The 16,051-nt window shown below is 65.4% G+C and carries 15 protein-coding genes; 9 read left to right on the top strand and 6 right to left on the bottom strand.

The annotated features are described in order from the left end of the window. Window positions 1-76: 76 nt before the first annotated feature. On the top strand, window positions 77-961 hold the full coding sequence (locus GGD61_RS30215; RefSeq protein WP_177237505.1) for a 4-(cytidine 5'-diphospho)-2-C-methyl-D-erythritol kinase: 885 nt from the start codon (window positions 77-79) through the stop codon (window positions 959-961). 123 nt (window positions 962-1,084) lie between these two features. On the opposite strand, the gene GGD61_RS30220 is transcribed toward GGD61_RS30215, so the two are convergent. From GGD61_RS30220 to GGD61_RS30240, 5 genes are all read right to left on the bottom strand, one after another. After that, the gene (locus tag GGD61_RS30220; RefSeq protein ID WP_177237506.1) at window positions 1,085-1,960 is read right to left on the bottom strand and encodes an alpha/beta fold hydrolase; all 876 of its coding nucleotides are present in this window, start codon (window positions 1,958-1,960) and stop codon (window positions 1,085-1,087) included. A 7-nt stretch (window positions 1,961-1,967) separates the two neighbouring features. After that, complete coding sequence (locus tag GGD61_RS30225) at window positions 1,968-2,600, bottom strand: LysE family translocator (protein ID WP_092262408.1); 633 nt, start codon at window positions 2,598-2,600, stop codon at window positions 1,968-1,970. 59 nt (window positions 2,601-2,659) lie between these two features. Then, a complete protein-coding gene (fabF, locus tag GGD61_RS30230) occupies window positions 2,660-3,922 on the bottom strand; it encodes a beta-ketoacyl-ACP synthase II (RefSeq protein WP_092262409.1) in 1,263 nt (420 codons plus the stop codon). A gap of 1 nt (window position 3,923) precedes the next feature. Beyond that, entirely contained in the window at window positions 3,924-4,439 is a 516-nt protein-coding gene (locus GGD61_RS30235; protein WP_018323352.1) for a helix-turn-helix domain-containing protein, read from the bottom strand. Between the two features lie 429 nt (window positions 4,440-4,868). Beyond that, window positions 4,869-5,876, bottom strand: a complete 1,008-nt coding sequence (locus tag GGD61_RS30240; protein ID WP_026202916.1) for a polyprenyl synthetase family protein — start codon at window positions 5,874-5,876, stop codon at window positions 4,869-4,871. 135 nt (window positions 5,877-6,011) lie between these two features. Between GGD61_RS30240 and GGD61_RS30245 the strand changes: the two genes are divergently transcribed. From GGD61_RS30245 to glyS, 6 genes are all read left to right on the top strand, one after another. After that, the gene (locus GGD61_RS30245; protein ID WP_018323354.1) at window positions 6,012-6,239 is read left to right on the top strand and encodes a DUF2007 domain-containing protein; all 228 of its coding nucleotides are present in this window, start codon (window positions 6,012-6,014) and stop codon (window positions 6,237-6,239) included. Beyond that, window positions 6,232-6,996 (top strand): tRNA1(Val) (adenine(37)-N6)-methyltransferase, encoded by a 765-nt coding sequence (locus tag GGD61_RS30250; RefSeq protein WP_092262411.1) that lies wholly within the window; start codon window positions 6,232-6,234, stop codon window positions 6,994-6,996. Before GGD61_RS30245 ends, GGD61_RS30250 begins: the two co-directional genes overlap by 8 nt. A gap of 214 nt (window positions 6,997-7,210) precedes the next feature. Then, complete coding sequence (locus GGD61_RS30255; RefSeq protein WP_092262413.1) at window positions 7,211-8,119, top strand: S49 family peptidase; 909 nt, start codon at window positions 7,211-7,213, stop codon at window positions 8,117-8,119. A gap of 105 nt (window positions 8,120-8,224) precedes the next feature. Continuing rightward, window positions 8,225-8,416 carry a hypothetical protein gene (locus GGD61_RS30260; RefSeq protein WP_008131462.1) on the top strand — a complete coding sequence of 64 codons (192 nt, stop codon included), beginning with the start codon at window positions 8,225-8,227 and terminating at the stop codon, window positions 8,414-8,416. A 232-nt stretch (window positions 8,417-8,648) separates the two neighbouring features. Beyond that, on the top strand, window positions 8,649-9,584 hold the full coding sequence (locus GGD61_RS30265) for a glycine--tRNA ligase subunit alpha (RefSeq protein WP_018323356.1): 936 nt from the start codon (window positions 8,649-8,651) through the stop codon (window positions 9,582-9,584). Beyond that, entirely contained in the window at window positions 9,584-11,683 is a 2,100-nt protein-coding gene (gene glyS, locus GGD61_RS30270; protein WP_092262417.1) for a glycine--tRNA ligase subunit beta, read from the top strand. The genes GGD61_RS30265 and glyS overlap by 1 nt, the downstream gene beginning before the upstream one ends. Window positions 11,684-11,906: 223 nt before the next feature. Here the strand turns inward: glyS and GGD61_RS30275 are convergent, their stop codons facing one another. Further along, window positions 11,907-12,260, bottom strand: a complete 354-nt coding sequence (locus tag GGD61_RS30275) for a DUF1236 domain-containing protein (RefSeq protein WP_092262610.1) — start codon at window positions 12,258-12,260, stop codon at window positions 11,907-11,909. A 231-nt stretch (window positions 12,261-12,491) separates the two neighbouring features. Here GGD61_RS30275 and GGD61_RS30280 point away from each other — a divergent pair, with 231 nt between their 5' ends. Together GGD61_RS30280 and ppdK are read left to right on the top strand one after the other, a co-directional pair. Next, window positions 12,492-12,647 (top strand): DUF3096 domain-containing protein, encoded by a 156-nt coding sequence (locus GGD61_RS30280; protein ID WP_008562090.1) that lies wholly within the window; start codon window positions 12,492-12,494, stop codon window positions 12,645-12,647. Window positions 12,648-12,743: 96 nt separating this feature from the next. Continuing rightward, a complete protein-coding gene (ppdK, locus tag GGD61_RS30285; protein WP_177237507.1) occupies window positions 12,744-15,671 on the top strand; it encodes a pyruvate, phosphate dikinase in 2,928 nt (975 codons plus the stop codon). Window positions 15,672-16,051 lie beyond the last annotated feature (380 nt).

Genomic DNA, 16,051 nt, shown 5'->3' on the forward strand with positions numbered 1-16,051 from the left:
CGCTAGCGCAAAGCGTGTAGCGGTTTTCCGACAAGATCATGCGCGACAAGGAACTGAAGTTGGGGGCGTGTCGCCGATGCCGGCGTTGATTGAAGAAGGACGGGCGAAGGTCAATCTTAGCCTTCGCGTCGTGGGCCGTCGTGCCGATGGCTATCATGATCTCGAAAGTGTGGTCGCGTTTGCCGATTGCGCCGATCGGCTGACATTGGAGCCGGGCGGCGAGCTGAAGCTCACCACCACGGGACCGCTTGCCGCGGCTTGCGGCGATACCGCGGACAATCTCGTCTTCAAGGCGGCCAGGCTGTTGGCCGATGCTGTGCCGAACCTGAAGCTCGGCGCCTTCGCGCTCGACAAGGTGCTGCCGGTTGCCGCCGGCATCGGCGGCGGCTCGGCTGATGCGGCAGCGGCGCTGCGGCTCCTGGCGCGTCTCAACAATCTGTCGCTTGACGATCCGCGCCTGCAGAAGGTCGCGCTCGCGACCGGCGCCGATGTGCCGGTGTGCCTGCTCTCGCGCGCCTGCGACATGACCGGCGTCGGCGAGCAGCTGCTGCCGCTCGCATTGCCGAGCATGCCTTGCGTGATGGTCAATCCGCGCGTGCCTGTGGCGACCAAGGATGTTTTCCAGGAGCTGGGCCTGCGCAACGGCGAGCTTCTGGTCGGCGCCACCTCGGTTCTGGGAGCTCCGGCCTGGCCGGAGGAGGGCGGATCGATTGCCGATTGGGTCGACGTTCTCGAAACCGTTGCCAACGATCTCGAAAAGCCTGCGCTACGTATCGAACCTGTCATCGGCGACGTGCTGGAGGCCTTGCGTGGCTCCGCCGGCGTCAAGCTCGCCCGCATGTCCGGCTCAGGCGCGACGTGCTTTGCGATCTACGGCTCGCCCGCAGATACGCATGCCGCGGCCGAAAAGATCCGGCGCGACCACCCCGGCTGGTGGGTGCATGCGGGGACATTGAGCTGAGTCTCTCTCCGGAGACGGTGCCGTAGGGTGGGCAAAGGCGCTTTTGCGCCGTGCCCACCATCTCTCCGATACGGAGACAGATGCGTGGGCACGCTTCGCTTTGCCCACCCTACGGCAGTGCGGCTAACCCGCGCTTTGCTCGGTCAGCCCGAGAAACTTTCGGATCTCGCTCAGCACCTCGTCCGGCTTGTCGTGCTGCAGCCAGTGTCCCGCCCCGGCAATGGTCTCGACGCGCGCTTGCGGGAAGTAACGCTCCAGGCCTGCGGCCCTGGCACCGGCGAGAAAGCTTTCGCCGGCGTTCAAGAGCAGCGTCGGGCAGGCGATGCGCGACCACAGCGCGACGTGATCGTCCGGCCAGAGCCGGTGCGGCGCGCTAGCGCGCTGATAGGGATCGAACTTCCAGCTATAGGTGCCGTCCTCGTTCTGCCGTGCGCCGTGGGTGGCGAGATGCAGCGCGAGGTCACGGGACAGGCGCTTGTTGTGAAGCACCATCTGTGCGGCCGCGTCTTCGAGGGTCGCATAGCGGCGCGGCATGCGGTCGTGCAGTTTGTCGAGCTGGGCCACCCATTTGCCGATGCGCTCATGTGCCGGCGGCTTCGGCGAGTCCGGCAGCATGGTCACGCCGTCGAGCACGACCAGCTTCGAGACCTGCTCGGGAAACGACCCTGTAAAGATCAGGCTCACCATGCCGCCCATCGAATGTCCGACGAGGGTCACCTGAGGCGCTGCGATGGTGCGGATGAGCTGGGTGAGATCGTAGACATATTCGGTCAGCGCGTAGCTGCTGCCCCTGGTCCAGTCGGAATCGCCGTGGCCGCGCAGGTCGGGCGTCACCACGTGAAAATGCGGCTGCAGCGATCGGGCGATGACGTCCCAGCTGCGGCAATGATCGCGGCCGCCATGGACCAGGATCAGAGGCGGCGCGCCCTCATTGCCCCAATCGGCGTAATGCAGCCGCAGGCCATGGGACTCGTAGAAGCGGCTTTGCGGGGTGAGCATCGGGGCGCTATCCATTCACAGGCCGCCGCACCAATGCCAGCGACAGGCCGAGGCATGCAATGAAGCCGCCGGAGCCCTGCGTGAGACGCCGCATCAGATGCGGTCGTCCAATCAGCTGGTTGCGTGTCGCGGAGGCCATCAGCACGACGACGACGTCGGCGAGGGTGTTCAACGCCACCGAGATCGCGCCGAGCAGGATGAATTGCAGCGTGGGGCTCGACCCCGCGGGATCGAGGAATTGCGGAATGAAAGCGAGGAAGAACGCGGCGGTCTTCGGGTTCAGCGCCTCGACCAGCACGCCGTCGCGGAACGCGCGCTTGTCGCCGAAAGCTTCTCCCTCTAGCGACAGTGTGCGGCCGGCGCTGCGGAAAGTCTTGATGCCGAGCCAGACCAGGTAGAGCGCGCCGACGAATTTGACGGCGGCGAACAATTCGGCGCTGGCGAGAATGATTGCGGAGATGCCGAGGCTGCCCGCGACCACATGAACCAGCCCGCCCAGCGCCGTGCCTGCCGTCGATGCGAAGCCGCTGGCGCGTCCCTCCGACAAGGTCCGTGCCGCGACGTAGAAGATGCCGGGGCCGGGAACGGCGGCAATGAGACAGGCTGCGGCCAGGAACAGCCAGAAATTCGTTTCGATCATCCTGTTTTGGTAACGGAGCGGGCTGCGATTGCAAGTCTTCTGGCGCGGGAGGCTCTCGTTTAGCCCGTGCGGCGGAAGATCACGCTGGCATTGACCCCGCCGAAGCCGAAGCCGTTGGAGATCGCGTGTTGCATCGGCATCGGCCGCGCGCTGCCGGCGACGATGTCGATGCCATCAGCGCCCGCATCGGGGTTTTCGAGATTGAGCGTCGGCGGCGCGATTTGGTCGCGCAAAGCGAGCACGGTGAAGATCGCCTCGAGGCCGCCGGCGGCACCGAGCAGATGGCCGGTGGCCGATTTGGTCGCGCTGACGGCGATGCCGCGGTTGCGGCCGAACAGCGCCGCGATCGCGCCAAGCTCGCTCTCATCGCCGGCGGGCGTCGATGTCGCGTGGGCGTTGAGGTGCTGCAGATCCGCCGGCGCAAGGCTCGCCTGCCGGAGCGCGATCTCCATGGCGCGCCGCGCGCCGTCGCCGTCAGGCGGGCCTGATGTCATGTGGTAGGCGTCCGCCGTCGTGCCGTATCCGATCAACTCTGCGATCGGTGTGGCGCCGCGCGCGAGCGCATGTTCGAGCTCCTCGATGACAAGAATGCCGGCGCCTTCGCCCATGACAAAGCCGTCGCGGTCGCGATCGAACGGGCGTGAGGCGCGCGCCGCCTCCTCGTTGAACCCGCTCGACAACGCGCGAGCCGCCGCAAAGCCGCCGAGGCTGACGATGTCGATGCAGGCCTCCGCGCCGCCGCAGATCGCGATGTCGACTTCGCCTGATCGAATCATGCGCGCGGCATCGCCGATCGCCTGCACGCCGGCGGCGCACGCGGTGACCGGCGTGCCCAGCGCGCCCTTGTAGCCATATTTGATCGAGACGTGGCCGGCGGCGAGATTGGCCAGGAACGAGGGGATCGTGAACGGCGACAGCCGGCGCGCGCCGCGCTGCTCGGTGATGCGCACCGCCTCCGCCATCGCCGGGAAACCGCCGACGCCGGAGGCGATGATCGTCGCGGTGCGCTCCAGCGCGGCAGCGTCCTGCGGCGTCCATTTCGCCTGCGCGATCGCCTCGGCGGCCGCGAGCAGCGCGAACAGGATGAAGCGATCCATCTTGCGCTGGTCTTTTGGCGCGGCGGCCTGCGCGGGATCGAAGCCGCCCTCGGCATCGTCGGCCTTGTCGGGCACGAGTCCGGCAATGCGCGCCGGCAGCGCCTGCGCCCATTCGGGCAGAGGGCGCAGTCCGCTGTGGCCGGCGAGCAGCCGGCGCCATGAGGTTTCGACACCGCAGCCGAGCGGCGATACCGCGCCCATTCCCGTCACGACGATCCGACGCATATTACTCTCCAGCCGGCGCGACGGCCGGGTTCATGGCCTTGAGTGAAGCGATCCGCTTGCGCATGCCGCGGCTCGCGCGGGGACCGGCGACGACGATCGTATTGGCGAGCGTGATCGGCTGCATGTCGGCAGCGTCGACCACGACCGGATTGAACGGGCGAGCGTCGCTCCGGTTCGCCAGCACGATGGATTCGCCTTTGGGCGCGAGATGCTTGTTGCCGAAGGCGAGCAGCGTAGCGATCACCGGGAAGAAATCCCGCGCCTTGTCAGTCAGAACGTATTCGTAACGCGGCGGCCGCTCCTGATAACGGCGGCGCACGAACATGCCTGATGCGGTGAGATGGGCAAGCCGCCGCGACAGGATGTTCGGCGCAATGCCGAGGCTTTGCGAGAACTCGTCGAACTTCGTCGCACCCTGAAACGCATCTCGCAGGATCAGGATGCTCCACCATTCACCGACCGTCTCCACGGCACGGCCGACCGGGCATTCCAGGATCGAGGGGGATTTGGGCTGCATGGCGGGAAAGTAGGAGAGTCACTTGCAAAAAGCAAGTGACCGGGAGGTGGGCCGCACGAGCGCTGACGGAGGCGGGCCGCACATCCGCAAAAAGCTGTCACTGTAATTTGAAATGCGAATTGGCGAATGCCGGCTTCGCGCCATGCTCCGTCATTGCGAGCGCAGCGAAGCAATCCAGGCTCTCTTCGCGGAGGGATTCTTGATTGTTTCGCTGCGCTCGCAATGAAGGTGTTGACGCAGCTGGGACCTATCTCACCGGTGTCGTCCCGGCGAACGCCGGGACCCATAACCACAGGGAGTGGTTTGGCGAAGATTGGTTATTGTGGGTACTCGCACCGACACTGTGTCGATAGATCACGCGGTATGGGTCTCGGCGTTCGCCGGGACGACACCGAGTGTTTCGCTAGCGGTGCGCCGAAACTCAAAAGCCTAATGCGACCGCGCCAGACAGAACGCCACCACCTGCTCCAGCGCGCTCTTCATCGGGGAGGACGGGAACAGCGCCAGCGCGTCCACGGCCATGGCGCCGTAGTGCTGGGCGCGGCTGAGCGTATCTTCCAGCGCGCGGTGCTTGTTCATCAGCCCGATGGCGTGATCGAGATCGCTGTCGCCAATCTCGCCGCGCTCCAGCGCGCGGATCCAGAAGGCGCGCTCGGTGTCGTTGCCGCGGCGGAAGGCGAGCACGACGGGCAGGGTGATCTTGCCCTCGCGGAAATCGTCGCCGGTGTTCTTGCCGAGCTTTGCGCTCTTGCCGCCATAGTCGAGCACGTCGTCGACGAGCTGGAAGGCGATGCCGAGATTCATGCCGACAGAGCGGCAGGCGGTCTGCTCGGCCTTGGGACGGTTGGCGATGACAGGGCCGACCTCACAGGCGGCGGCGAACAGCTCGGCGGTCTTGCCGCGGATCACGGCGAGATATTCGTCCTCGGTGGTCGCGGTGTTCTTGGCGGCGGCCAGCTGCATCACCTCGCCCTCGGCGATGGTGGCGGCGGCCGCGGAGAGGATGTCGAGCGCGCGAAGCGAGCCGACCTCGACCATCATGCGGAAGGCCTGGCCGAGCAGGAAGTCGCCGACCAGCACGCTCGCCTCGTTGCCCCAGAGCATGCGCGCCGACAGCTTGCCGCGGCGCATCTCGCTCTCGTCGACGACGTCGTCGTGCAGCAGCGTGGCGGTATGCATGAACTCGACGGAGGCGGCCAGCTTGATATGGCCGTCGCCGGTATAGCCGGCGAGGTTGGCCATGGCGAGCGTCAGCATCGGCCGCAGCCGCTTGCCGCCGGAGGAGATCAGATGGTTGGCGACCTCCGGGATCATGGTCACGTCCGAACCGGTCCGCGACAGGATCGTGGCGTTGACGCGCTCCATGTCAGGGGCGACAAGGGCAACCAGCTCTTCGATCGACGCGCCGGGAGTTTCGAAAGGTACGATGACGGCCACGCCGGTCTCCAATATTTGCCCCGGAGGGGCTATTCTGACGGAAAGACAATAGAAACTGGCGGCGGATGCGGCAAGGCCCGCGGAACCATTGACATTTGCCGCTTTAGCCCCCTTTCAGGCAAGGAAACCTGCGTTTTGCGTGAACTGGTTCGGACCAACGATATGGTGCTGGTGTCGGCGATCGGCGCGCTGCTCGACGGCGCCAACATCCATCACCTGGTGCTGGACCAGAACATGAGCATCATCGAGGGCTCGCTCGGCATTTTGCCGCGGCGGATCCTGGTTCATGAGGACGACGCCCAGGAGGCGAGGGAGCTCCTCACCGAGGCCGGCCTCAGCCACGAACTGCGCGGCGATGAGTGAGGCCGCAGATATTACCGAGGACGCTTTTCTCGGCGGGCAGTTGCGCCTGAGGCAGAAGCGGAGTGGCCACAGAGCCGGGCACGACGCCATTCTGCTTGCGGCGGCGACGGAGGCCCGTCCCGGGGACCGCGTGGTCGATTTCGGCGCCGGGATCGGCACGGCCGGGCTGGCGCTGGCCCGGCGCGTCGCTGGTATCGGGCTGAGCCTGGTCGAGATCGATCCGGAGCTGGCCGAGCTCGCGCGCGCCAATGCAGCCGCGAATGCGCTTGCCGCCGAGACCATCGTGCTCGATGTCACGGCCGACGCCACCGCCTTTGCGGCAAACGGGCTGTCGCCCGACAGCGTCGACGCGGTGCTGATGAATCCGCCCTTCAACGATCCGGCCCGGCATCGCGGCTCGCCGGACCAGGCGCGTCACACCGCGCATGTGGCGACCGAGGAGACCCTGCATGCCTGGGTGCATGCAGCGCGTCGCATCCTCCGATCGAATGGTGTGCTGACATTGATCTGGCGCGCAGATGGCATCGCCGATGTCCTGGCGGCGCTGTCACGCGGCTTCGGCAGCCTTTCGATCCTGCCGGTTCACGGGGAGGCGGGGCGGCCTGCGATCCGCGTGCTGGTGCGTGCGGTCAAAGGCGGCCGGGCTCCGACGCGATTGCTGCCGGGCCTCATGCTCAACGACGAGTCGGGCGCGTCCAAAAAAGAGGTGACGGAGATTCTGGAGGGGAGAGCGGCCTTGCCGCTGGTGGAACCGTGACGGCTTACTGCGGAAGCGATTCCGGCTGTTGCTCTTGCGGGGACGTCAAGCGGATCGCCATGAACAGCGCACCGACCAGCAGCATCAGCAGATAGATTTTCATGGTGTTCTCCGCTGCCCCATTGCAGCCTCCCGACGGGAAATCTGCAAAACACGTTCCAGGCACTTCCAATGACAGTCGCGTGATAAGAAATGGTTAATCAGAGGTAACGGCATGGCCGAACAATTGAAAGATCGTGAGAGTTCCGGCCTGGCCGACAAGCTCATGCAATATCTGCCGGCGCGTTTCCGCCCGGGCACGGCTGTCGTGCCGGTGGTGCGGCTGTCCGGCGTGATCGGCGCGGTGACGCCGCTGCGCCCGGGCATGACGCTGGCGGGCGTCGCGCGGGTGCTGGAGCGCGCGTTCTCATATCGGCACGCCAAGGCGGTGGCGCTGGTGATCAATTCGCCCGGCGGCTCACCGGTGCAGTCGCGCCAGATCTATCTGCGCATCAAGCAGCTCGCGGCGGAGAAGAAGCTGCCGGTGCTGGTGTTCGTCGAGGACGTTGCGGCCTCCGGCGGCTACATGATCGCCTGCGCCGGCGACGAGATCATCTGCGATCCCTCTTCGATCCTTGGCTCGATCGGCGTGGTCGGCGGCAGCTTCGGTTTCCAGGAGGCGATCAAGCGGCTCGGCATCGAGCGGCGCCTCTACACGGCCGGCGCGCACAAGGCGATGCTCGATCCTTTCCTCCCCGAGAACCCCGACGATGTCGCCAAGCTGAAGGCGCTCCAGCGCGAGATCCATCAGATCTTCATTTCCCTGGTGAAGGAGAGCCGCGGCGCGCGCCTCAAGGGCGCGGACGACGCCCTGTTCACGGGCGAATACTGGGCCGGCGAGAGTTCGATCGCTCTGGGGCTCGCCGACAGCATCGGCGATCTCCGCTCAACTCTTCGTGCCCGCTACGGCGAGAAGGTTCTCACCCCCGTGATCGCGCAGCCGACCGGGCTGCTCTCCGGCATTCTGGGCCGGAAATCGCCCGGCGCGGGGCAGCTTTCGGCCATGGAATCAATGGCCGGCCTGCCGGACGATCTGATCTCGGCGCTTGAGACGCGAGCGATCTGGGCGAAATTCGGGTTCTAGGCGCAGCCCTCCCGCGCCATTTGGCCTCTTGGCGTGCCGATTGCGGCGTAGCCCTGTCTGCGCAACAATATGCGTGGGGGCTGAGCACTAGACGAGGATCGACAGATGCCGCCGTTCGTCGCTTTCGCGGGCGTCCTGGGTGGGCTTGCCGTGGTCCGCTGGGCCTACAAGACCGCTGTCCGGATCAATCAGGAGCTGGAGGAGATGCGCCTGTCGCGTGTCGCCGAGGCCGCCCATATGGGGAACATCCAGACGCTGAAACGTGACCCCGTGACTGGAGCTTACCGGCCGGGGTAGCGCTCTCAACACGTAAGGTGCCGTAGGGTGGGCAAAGCGAAGCGTGCCCACGACAGCACCTCAATCCTGGAAAGATGGTGGGCACGGCGCAAGCGCGCCTTTGCCCACCCTACGGCACCTCCCGGGATGAGGCCTGATTGGCCCGAATCCGCCCCGTTTGCCTTGATTCCCACCCCCGCCGTCGATACGGTCCCGCGCGATTCAAAACCCCCCGCGAGAGCCTGATCTGACGATGGACGCCTCATTGCCCGCCCATATGCGCCCGGAACGCTCGTTCCAGGGCTTCATCCTCGCGCTCCAGCGGTTCTGGGCCGAGCAGGGCTGCGTGATCCTGCAGCCCTACGACATGGAGATGGGCGCGGGTACCTTCCATCCGGCGACCACGCTGCGCGCGCTCGGGCCAAAGCCCTGGAACGCGGCCTATGTGCAGCCCTCGCGCCGTCCCAAGGACGGCCGCTACGGCGAGAACCCGAACCGGATGCAGCACTATTACCAGTTCCAGGTGATCATGAAGCCGTCGCCGCCGAACCTTCAGGAGCTGTACCTGAAGTCGCTCGCCGCAATCGGCATCGATTCCGCCGTGCACGACATCCGATTCGTCGAGGACGATTGGGAGAGCCCGACGCTGGGCGCCTGGGGCCTTGGCTGGGAGTGCTGGTGCGACGGCATGGAAGTCAGCCAGTTCACTTACTTCCAGCAGGTCGCGGGCTTCGAATGCGCCCCGGTCGCGGGCGAGCTCACCTACGGGCTCGAGCGTCTCGCGATGTATGTGCAGGGCGTCGACCGCGTCTACGACCTCAACTTCAACGGCCGCGAGGGCGACGCCAAGGTCACCTATGGCGACGTCTTCCTGCAGGCCGAGCGGGAATATTCGAAGCACAACTTCGAAGTCGCCGACACTGCGATGCTGTTCGAGCAGTTCAAGATGGCGGAAGCGGCCTGCCGGAAATATCTCGACGCCGGCTGGAAGGACGACAAGCGCGAGGCGCATCTGATGGCGCTGCCGGCCTACGACCAGTGCATCAAGGCCAGCCACGTCTTCAACCTCTTGGACGCGCGCGGCGTGATTTCGGTGACGGAGCGGCAGAGCTACATTCTGCGCGTGCGCGAATTGGCAAAAGCCTGCGGCGAGGCCTGGATCCATACTGAAGCGGGCGGAGCGGCCTGATGCCCGAACTTTTGCTTGAACTGTTCTCGGAAGAGATTCCCGCGCGCATGCAGGCTAAGGCGGCCGACGATCTGCGTCGCCTGGTCACCGACAAGCTCGTTGCCGAAGGCCTGGTGTATGAGGGCGCGAAAGCGTTCGCGACGCCGCGCCGCCTTGCGCTCACCGTGCATGGCATCCCCGCGCGCCAGCCTGATCTCAAGACCGAACGCCGCGGGCCCAAAGTCGGCGCGCCCGACGCGGCTGTGCAGGGTTTTCTGAAGGCGACGGGCTTGAAGTCGCTGGATGAAGCAAAAATCCAGCGCGACCCCAAGGGTGATTTCTACATCGGCTTGATCGAGAAACCCGGCCGCGATGCGATCGACGTGCTCGCGGAAATCCTGCCCGTCATCATCCGCACCTTCCCCTGGCCGAAATCGATGCGCTGGGGCGCGCGATCGGGCAAGCCGGGGTCGCTGAGCTGGGTGCGCCCGCTGCACGCGATCACTGCAACCTTCGGGCTTGAGACGGAAGAGCCTGATGTCGTGAAGTTCGAGGTGGACGGCATCGCGACCGGCCAGACCACCTACGGCCATCGCTTCATGGCGCCGGATGCGATTTCCGTGCGCCGTTTTGAAGACTACGAAGCGAAGTTGAAAGCCGCAAAGGTCATCCTCGATCCGCAGGCGCGCAAGGACATCATCTTCGCCGACGCCAAGGAGCTGACCTTCGCGCAGGGCTTCGAGCTGGTTGAGGATCAGGTGCTGCTCGACGAGGTCTCGGGCCTCGTCGAATGGCCCGTTGTCATGATGGGATCGTTCGAAGCGGAATATCTCGCCATCCCGGACGAGGTGATCCGCGCCACCATCCGCAACAACCAGAAGTGCTTTGTGGTCAAGGATACCAAGACCGGGAAGCTGACCAACAAGTTCGTCCTCACCGCCAATATCGAGGCGACCGACGGCGGCAAGGTCATCGTATCAGGCAACGAGCGCGTGATCCGTCCGCGCCTGTCGGATGCGAAGTTTTTCTACGAGACCGATCTGAAGACGAAGCTCGAGGATCGTCTGCCGAAATTCGAGCAGATCGTGTTCCATGAGAAGCTCGGCACCCAGGCCGCGCGCATCGGTCGCATCGAGAGGCTCGCCGCCGAGATCGCGCCGCTGGTCGGTGCCGACGTGGCGAAGGCGACGCGCGCCGCGCATCTGGCCAAGGCGGATCTGCTGACCGAAGTCGTCGGCGAATTCCCTGAAGTGCAGGGGCTGATGGGCAAGTACTACGCGCTGGCGCAGGGCGAGGATGCCTCCGTCGCCGCGGCCTGCGAAGAGCACTACAAGCCGCAAGGGCCCACCGATCGCGTGCCGACCGATCCGGTGAGCGTCGCGGTGGCTTTGGCGGACAAGATCGATACGCTCGTTGGCTTCTGGGCGATCGACGAAAAGCCGACGGGGAGCAAGGACCCCTATGCGCTGCGCCGCGCGGCGCTGGGCGTGATCAGGCTGATCGCCGAGAATGGGCTGCGGCTCTCGCTCACGAAGGTTGCGGCTTCCGCACTTGCTGGCTTGTTGGTGAAGCCTGCCGATGCCACGAGGCTTCCGAGCGATCTGCTCGCCTTCTTCGCCGACCGCCTCAAGGTCCAGCTCCGCGAGCAGGGCGCGCGGCATGATCTTGTCGACGCCGTGTTCGCGCTCGGCGGTCAGGACGATCTCCTGATGATCGTCCGCCGGGTCGAGGCGCTGGGAAAATTCCTGGAGAGCGACGACGGCAAGAACCTGCTCGCCGGCACCAAGCGCGCCAGCAACATCCTCTCGATCGAGGAGAAGAAGGACAAGCGTAGCTTCGACGGTGCGCCCGATGCTGCGCTTTATGGTCTGGCCGAGGAGAAGGCGCTGGCAAAGGCGATCGGCGAAGTGCAGGCGGAGGCCAGCGCCGCCGTTGCCAAGGAGGATTTTGCCGCCGCGATGAGCGCGATGGCAAAGCTGCGCCCGCCGGTCGATGCGTTCTTCGACAAGGTTCGCGTCAACGACGACGATGCGAAGGTGCGCGAGAACCGCCTCAAGCTGCTGAACGAGATCCGCAGCGCCACGCGCGCGGTGGCGGATTTCTCGAAGATCCAGGATTGAGGCCGCGGTCGCGCGGCAAACACCGCTGTCATTCCGGGGCGCGCGTAGCGCGAGCCCGGAATCTCGAGGTTCCGGGTTCGGTCCTCCGGACCGCCCCAGAACGACAGAGAAGAAAAAGCCCCGCCCGGCGGGGGGAAGACCGGGCGGGGCCTGATGTCCGATTTAACACTGCTCGCGCCAGCCTGATGTGACGCGCCGGACATCTAGTGTCAGCCAGTCGATGTCAGTCCAGCACCTCGACGATTCGGCGCGAGCGCGGCTCGACCAGCACGGTTTCGCCGTTCACGACGGTGTAGCGATAGGTGGTGGCACCGAAGCGTTGCGGCACGTCATAATAAGTGACGCCGCTTTCGGGTAGGGTGGCGCCGACCACGATGCGATCCGGAATGCGGAAGGCTGGCACACGTTGCTCGACGACATAGTCGCGGAAGGCGGGCCGCTGGTCGGCCGCAATGGTCGGAGCGCTGTCGACCACGGCGGGCGCGCGTCCGACGGTGACACCGCTTTGCGCCTGCGCCGCAACGGGCGAGCCGATCGCGGCCGCGAGCGCTGCAAGAGCGAGAATCCTGTTCCGCATGGACAACTCCTTCGACGTGATTTTGTTTTCGGGCGCGTCATTGGCGCGACCGGTTGGCCAATGCATGCACCCTTCGCAATGTTCCGGGAAAAGGCCTGCCGCATTCGCGGCAATTTCAGGCAGTTTTCGTGGGTGCCGGAACTCGCATCGCGTCTTGCGCGTCTCTACTCGCGGAACCGGGAGGGCTATGATCCGCCCGCGATTCGCCCCACCTCCACAGAAAGATAGTTCATGCACATCACCGTCGCCCACATTTCGCCGATCCTGTCGTTGATTGCGGGCGTGCTCATCCTGATCATGCCGCGACTCCTCAACCTGATCGTCGCGATCTTCCTCATTGTGAACGGTGCGATCGGGCTCGGGCTCCTGAAATGGCTCCGCTTCTAGGCGTTCATTTTCCGGAACTGTCCGACTTGCGCGGGCCCGCCCAAAATGGTGTAAGGCCCGCGAATTCCCATTCCTCTCGCAGGTTGTGTGCAAGCTATGGCCAAAGCCGCCTCGAAGCCCAATAAAACTCCAGCGAAATCAAAGTCTTCCGCCAAGGCGAAAGCCGCGCCGGCGGCCCGCAAGACGCTTGCCAAGAGCGCACCCAAGCCGGTCGCCAAAACGGCCGCGAAGGCTGCTGCCAAGCCGGCCGCGAAGGCTGTGACCAAGGCGGCTCTGCCGAAGGTCGCCGCGAAGCCTGCACCGAAGAAGACTGTACCGGCCAAGGCCGCGCCAGCCGCGGGCAAGGCCGGCAAATGGGTGTACACGTTCGGTGACGGCAAGGCCGAAGGCCGCACGGAGATGCGCGACCTGCTCGGTGGCAAGGGTGCGAACCTTGCCGAGATGGCCAATCTCGGCCTGCCGGTGCCTCCGGGCTTCACCATCCCGACCTCGGTCTGCACCTACTTCTACGCGCACGACAAATCCTATCCGAAGGAGTTGCAGTCGCAGGTTGAGAAGGCGCTCGACTATGTCGGCAAGTTGACCGGCAAGATCTTCGGCGATGCCAAGAACCCGTTGCTCGTCTCCGTGCGCTCCGGCGCGCGCGCCTCGATGCCGGGCATGATGGATACCGTGCTCAATCTCGGCCTCAACGACCAGACCGTGGAAGCGCTGTCGGAATTGTCGGGCGACCGCCGCTTCGCCTATGACAGCTATCGCCGTTTCATCACCATGTATTCGGACGTGGTGCTCGGCTTCGAGCATCATCACTTCGAGGAAATCCTCGACACCTTCAAGGACGGCCAGGGCTACACGCTCGATACCGACCTCGCCGCCGAGGATTGGGTCGAGCTGGTCGGCAAGTACAAGGACGCCGTCGCACGCGAGACCGGCAAGGACTTCCCGCAAGACCCGCACGATCAGCTCTGGGGCGCGATCGGCGCCGTGTTCTCATCCTGGATGAACGCGCGCGCGGTGACTTACCGCAAGCTGCACGACATTCCGGAATCCTGGGGCACCGCGGTCAACGTGCAGGCCATGGTGTTCGGCAACATGGGCGAGACTTCGGCGACCGGCGTTGCGTTCACCCGCAACCCCTCGACCGGCGAGAGCAAGCTCTACGGCGAGTTCCTGATCAACGCGCAAGGCGAGGACGTGGTGGCGGGCATCCGCACGCCGCAGGACATCACCGAGGAGGCGCGCCAGGAATCGGGCTCCGACAAGGCGTCGATGGAAGCGGCGATGCCGGAGGCCTTCAAGGAGCTGACGCGGATCTACACGCAGCTCGAGAAGCACTACCGCGACATGCAGGACATGGAGTTCACCGTCGAGCGCGGCAAGCTCTGGATGCTGCAGACCCGCGGCGGCAAGCGCACCGCCAAGGCGGCGCTGCGCATCGCCGTCGAGCTCGCCAATGAAGGCCTGATCTCGAAGAAGGAAGCGGTGACGCGCATCGATCCGGCTTCGCTCGATCAGCTGCTGCATCCGACCATCGATCCCAACGCCAAGCGCGACGTGATCGCGACCGGCCTGCCGGCATCCCCGGGTGCGGCCTCCGGCGAGATCGTGTTCTCCTCGGACGAAGCGGCCAAGCTTCAGGGCGACGGGCGCAAGGTGATTCTGGTCCGCATCGAGACCAGCCCGGAAGACATCCACGGCATGCACGCCGCCGAAGGCATTTTGACCACCCGCGGCGGCATGACCTCGCACGCGGCGGTGGTCGCGCGCGGCATGGGCAAGCCCTGCGTCTCCGGCTGCGGCACCATCCGTGTCGATTACGGCCGCGGCACCATGAGCATCGGCTCGCGCACCTTCAAGACCGGCGACGTCATCACCATCGACGGCTCGCTCGGTCAGGTGCTGGCCGGCCGCATGCCGATGATCGAGCCGGAGCTGTCCGGCGAGTTCGGCACGCTGATGGCCTGGGCCGACCAGGTCCGCAAGATCGGCGTCCGCGTCAACGGCGACACCCCCGATGACGCGCGCACCGCGATCAAGTTCGGCGCCGAAGGCATCGGCCTGTGCCGCACCGAGCACATGTTCTTCGAGGAGACGCGCATCCGCACGGTGCGCGAGATGATCCTCTCCGAGGACGAGCAGTCCCGCCGCGCGGCGCTGGCAAAACTGCTGCCGATGCAGCGCGCCGACTTCGTCGAGCTGTTCGAGATCATGAAGGGCCTGCCCGTCACGATCCGTCTGCTCGATCCGCCGCTGCACGAGTTCCTGCCGCACACCCACGCCGAGGTCGAGGAAGTGGCACGCGCCATGAATACCGACCCGCGGCGCCTGGCTGACCGCGCGCGCGAGCTCTCGGAGTTCAATCCGATGCTCGGCTTCCGCGGCTGCCGCATCGCGATCGCCTATCCGGAGATCGCCGAGATGCAGGCGCGTGCGATCTTCGAGGCGGCGGTCGAAGCCGAGAAGCGCACCGGCAAGGCCGTCGGCCTCGAGGTGATGGTGCCGCTGATCGCGACCAAGATGGAGCTCGACCTCGTCAAGGCGCGGATCGATGCGACCGCGCAGGCGGTGATGCGCGACACCAACACCAAGCTAACCTATCAGGTCGGCACCATGATCGAGCTGCCGCGCGCCTGTCTGCTCGCGGCCGAGATCGCAGAGTCGGCGGAGTTCTTCTCGTTCGGCACCAACGACCTGACGCAGACCACCTACGGCATCAGCCGCGACGACGCGGCGAGCTTCCTCGGTCCCTATGTCGCGAAGGGCATCCTGTCGGTCGATCCCTTCGTCGCGCTGGACCAGGAAGGCGTCGGCGAGCTCGTCAAGATCGGCGTCGCGCGCGGCCGCAAGACGCGGGCGAAGCTCAAGGTCGGCATCTGCGGCGAGCACGGCGGCGATCCCGCCTCCGTCGCCTTCTGCCACAACATCGGTCTCGACTACGTCTCCTGCTCGCCCTACCGGGTGCCGATCGCCCGTCTCGCAGCGGCGCAAGCCGCACTCGGCAAGGCGATCGCCAGCCAGGCGTAAGCAGAGCTAAATGCTGGAATGAGAGAGGCGGGGCCAAAACCCCGCCTCTTTTTCGTTTTCGCGATGCTCTCGCCAACCCGTCATTGCGAGCGCAGCGAAGCAATCCTGAATCTCTCCACGGCGGCAGCCTGGATTGCTTCGTCGCAAGAGCTCCTCGCAATGACGAGGTGGAAGCTCGGACAACTAGGAACCACACGCGCGTCCCGTAATGATACGCGCCAGCAAGAGTTCCTTCACCATTCGCGTTGACCTCTTGTTTACCGCTTCGCGTGACGACGCATTTACCACCGTGCGCGATCACCCCGTGAAAACGCCTGCAATCGCTTGAGTGTGCTGCACGCGCAACGCCGATTAACGCCCCGGCAACCTAAATTGGATAC

It is taken from the genome of Bradyrhizobium sp. SBR1B, from assembly GCF_014198205.1.
Lineage (GTDB): Bacteria > Pseudomonadota > Alphaproteobacteria > Rhizobiales > Xanthobacteraceae > Bradyrhizobium.

Bases quoted from the DNA above. Each gene is read 5' to 3' on its own strand.
- GGD61_RS30250 (WP_092262411.1), top strand. From the start codon at position 6,232: ATGAGTGAGGCCGCAGATATTACCGAGGACGCTTTTCTCGGCGGGCAG.
- GGD61_RS30265 (WP_018323356.1), top strand. From the start codon at position 8,649: ATGGACGCCTCATTGCCCGCCCATATGCGCCCGGAACGCTCGTTCCAG.
- ppdK (WP_177237507.1), top strand. From the start codon at position 12,744: ATGGCCAAAGCCGCCTCGAAGCCCAATAAAACTCCAGCGAAATCAAAG.
- GGD61_RS30260 (WP_008131462.1), top strand. From the start codon at position 8,225: ATGCCGCCGTTCGTCGCTTTCGCGGGCGTCCTGGGTGGGCTTGCCGTG.
- GGD61_RS30235 (WP_018323352.1), bottom strand. From the start codon at position 4,439: ATGCAGCCCAAATCCCCCTCGATCCTGGAATGCCCGGTCGGCCGTGCC.
- GGD61_RS30275 (WP_092262610.1), bottom strand. From the start codon at position 12,260: ATGCGGAACAGGATTCTCGCTCTTGCAGCGCTCGCGGCCGCGATCGGC.
- fabF (WP_092262409.1), bottom strand. From the start codon at position 3,922: ATGCGTCGGATCGTCGTGACGGGAATGGGCGCGGTATCGCCGCTCGGC.
- GGD61_RS30255 (WP_092262413.1), top strand. From the start codon at position 7,211: ATGGCCGAACAATTGAAAGATCGTGAGAGTTCCGGCCTGGCCGACAAG.
- GGD61_RS30215 (WP_177237505.1), top strand. From the start codon at position 77: ATGCCGGCGTTGATTGAAGAAGGACGGGCGAAGGTCAATCTTAGCCTT.
- GGD61_RS30225 (WP_092262408.1), bottom strand. From the start codon at position 2,600: ATGATCGAAACGAATTTCTGGCTGTTCCTGGCCGCAGCCTGTCTCATT.
- GGD61_RS30220 (WP_177237506.1), bottom strand. From the start codon at position 1,960: ATGCTCACCCCGCAAAGCCGCTTCTACGAGTCCCATGGCCTGCGGCTG.
- glyS (WP_092262417.1), top strand. From the start codon at position 9,584: ATGCCCGAACTTTTGCTTGAACTGTTCTCGGAAGAGATTCCCGCGCGC.
- GGD61_RS30280 (WP_008562090.1), top strand. From the start codon at position 12,492: ATGCACATCACCGTCGCCCACATTTCGCCGATCCTGTCGTTGATTGCG.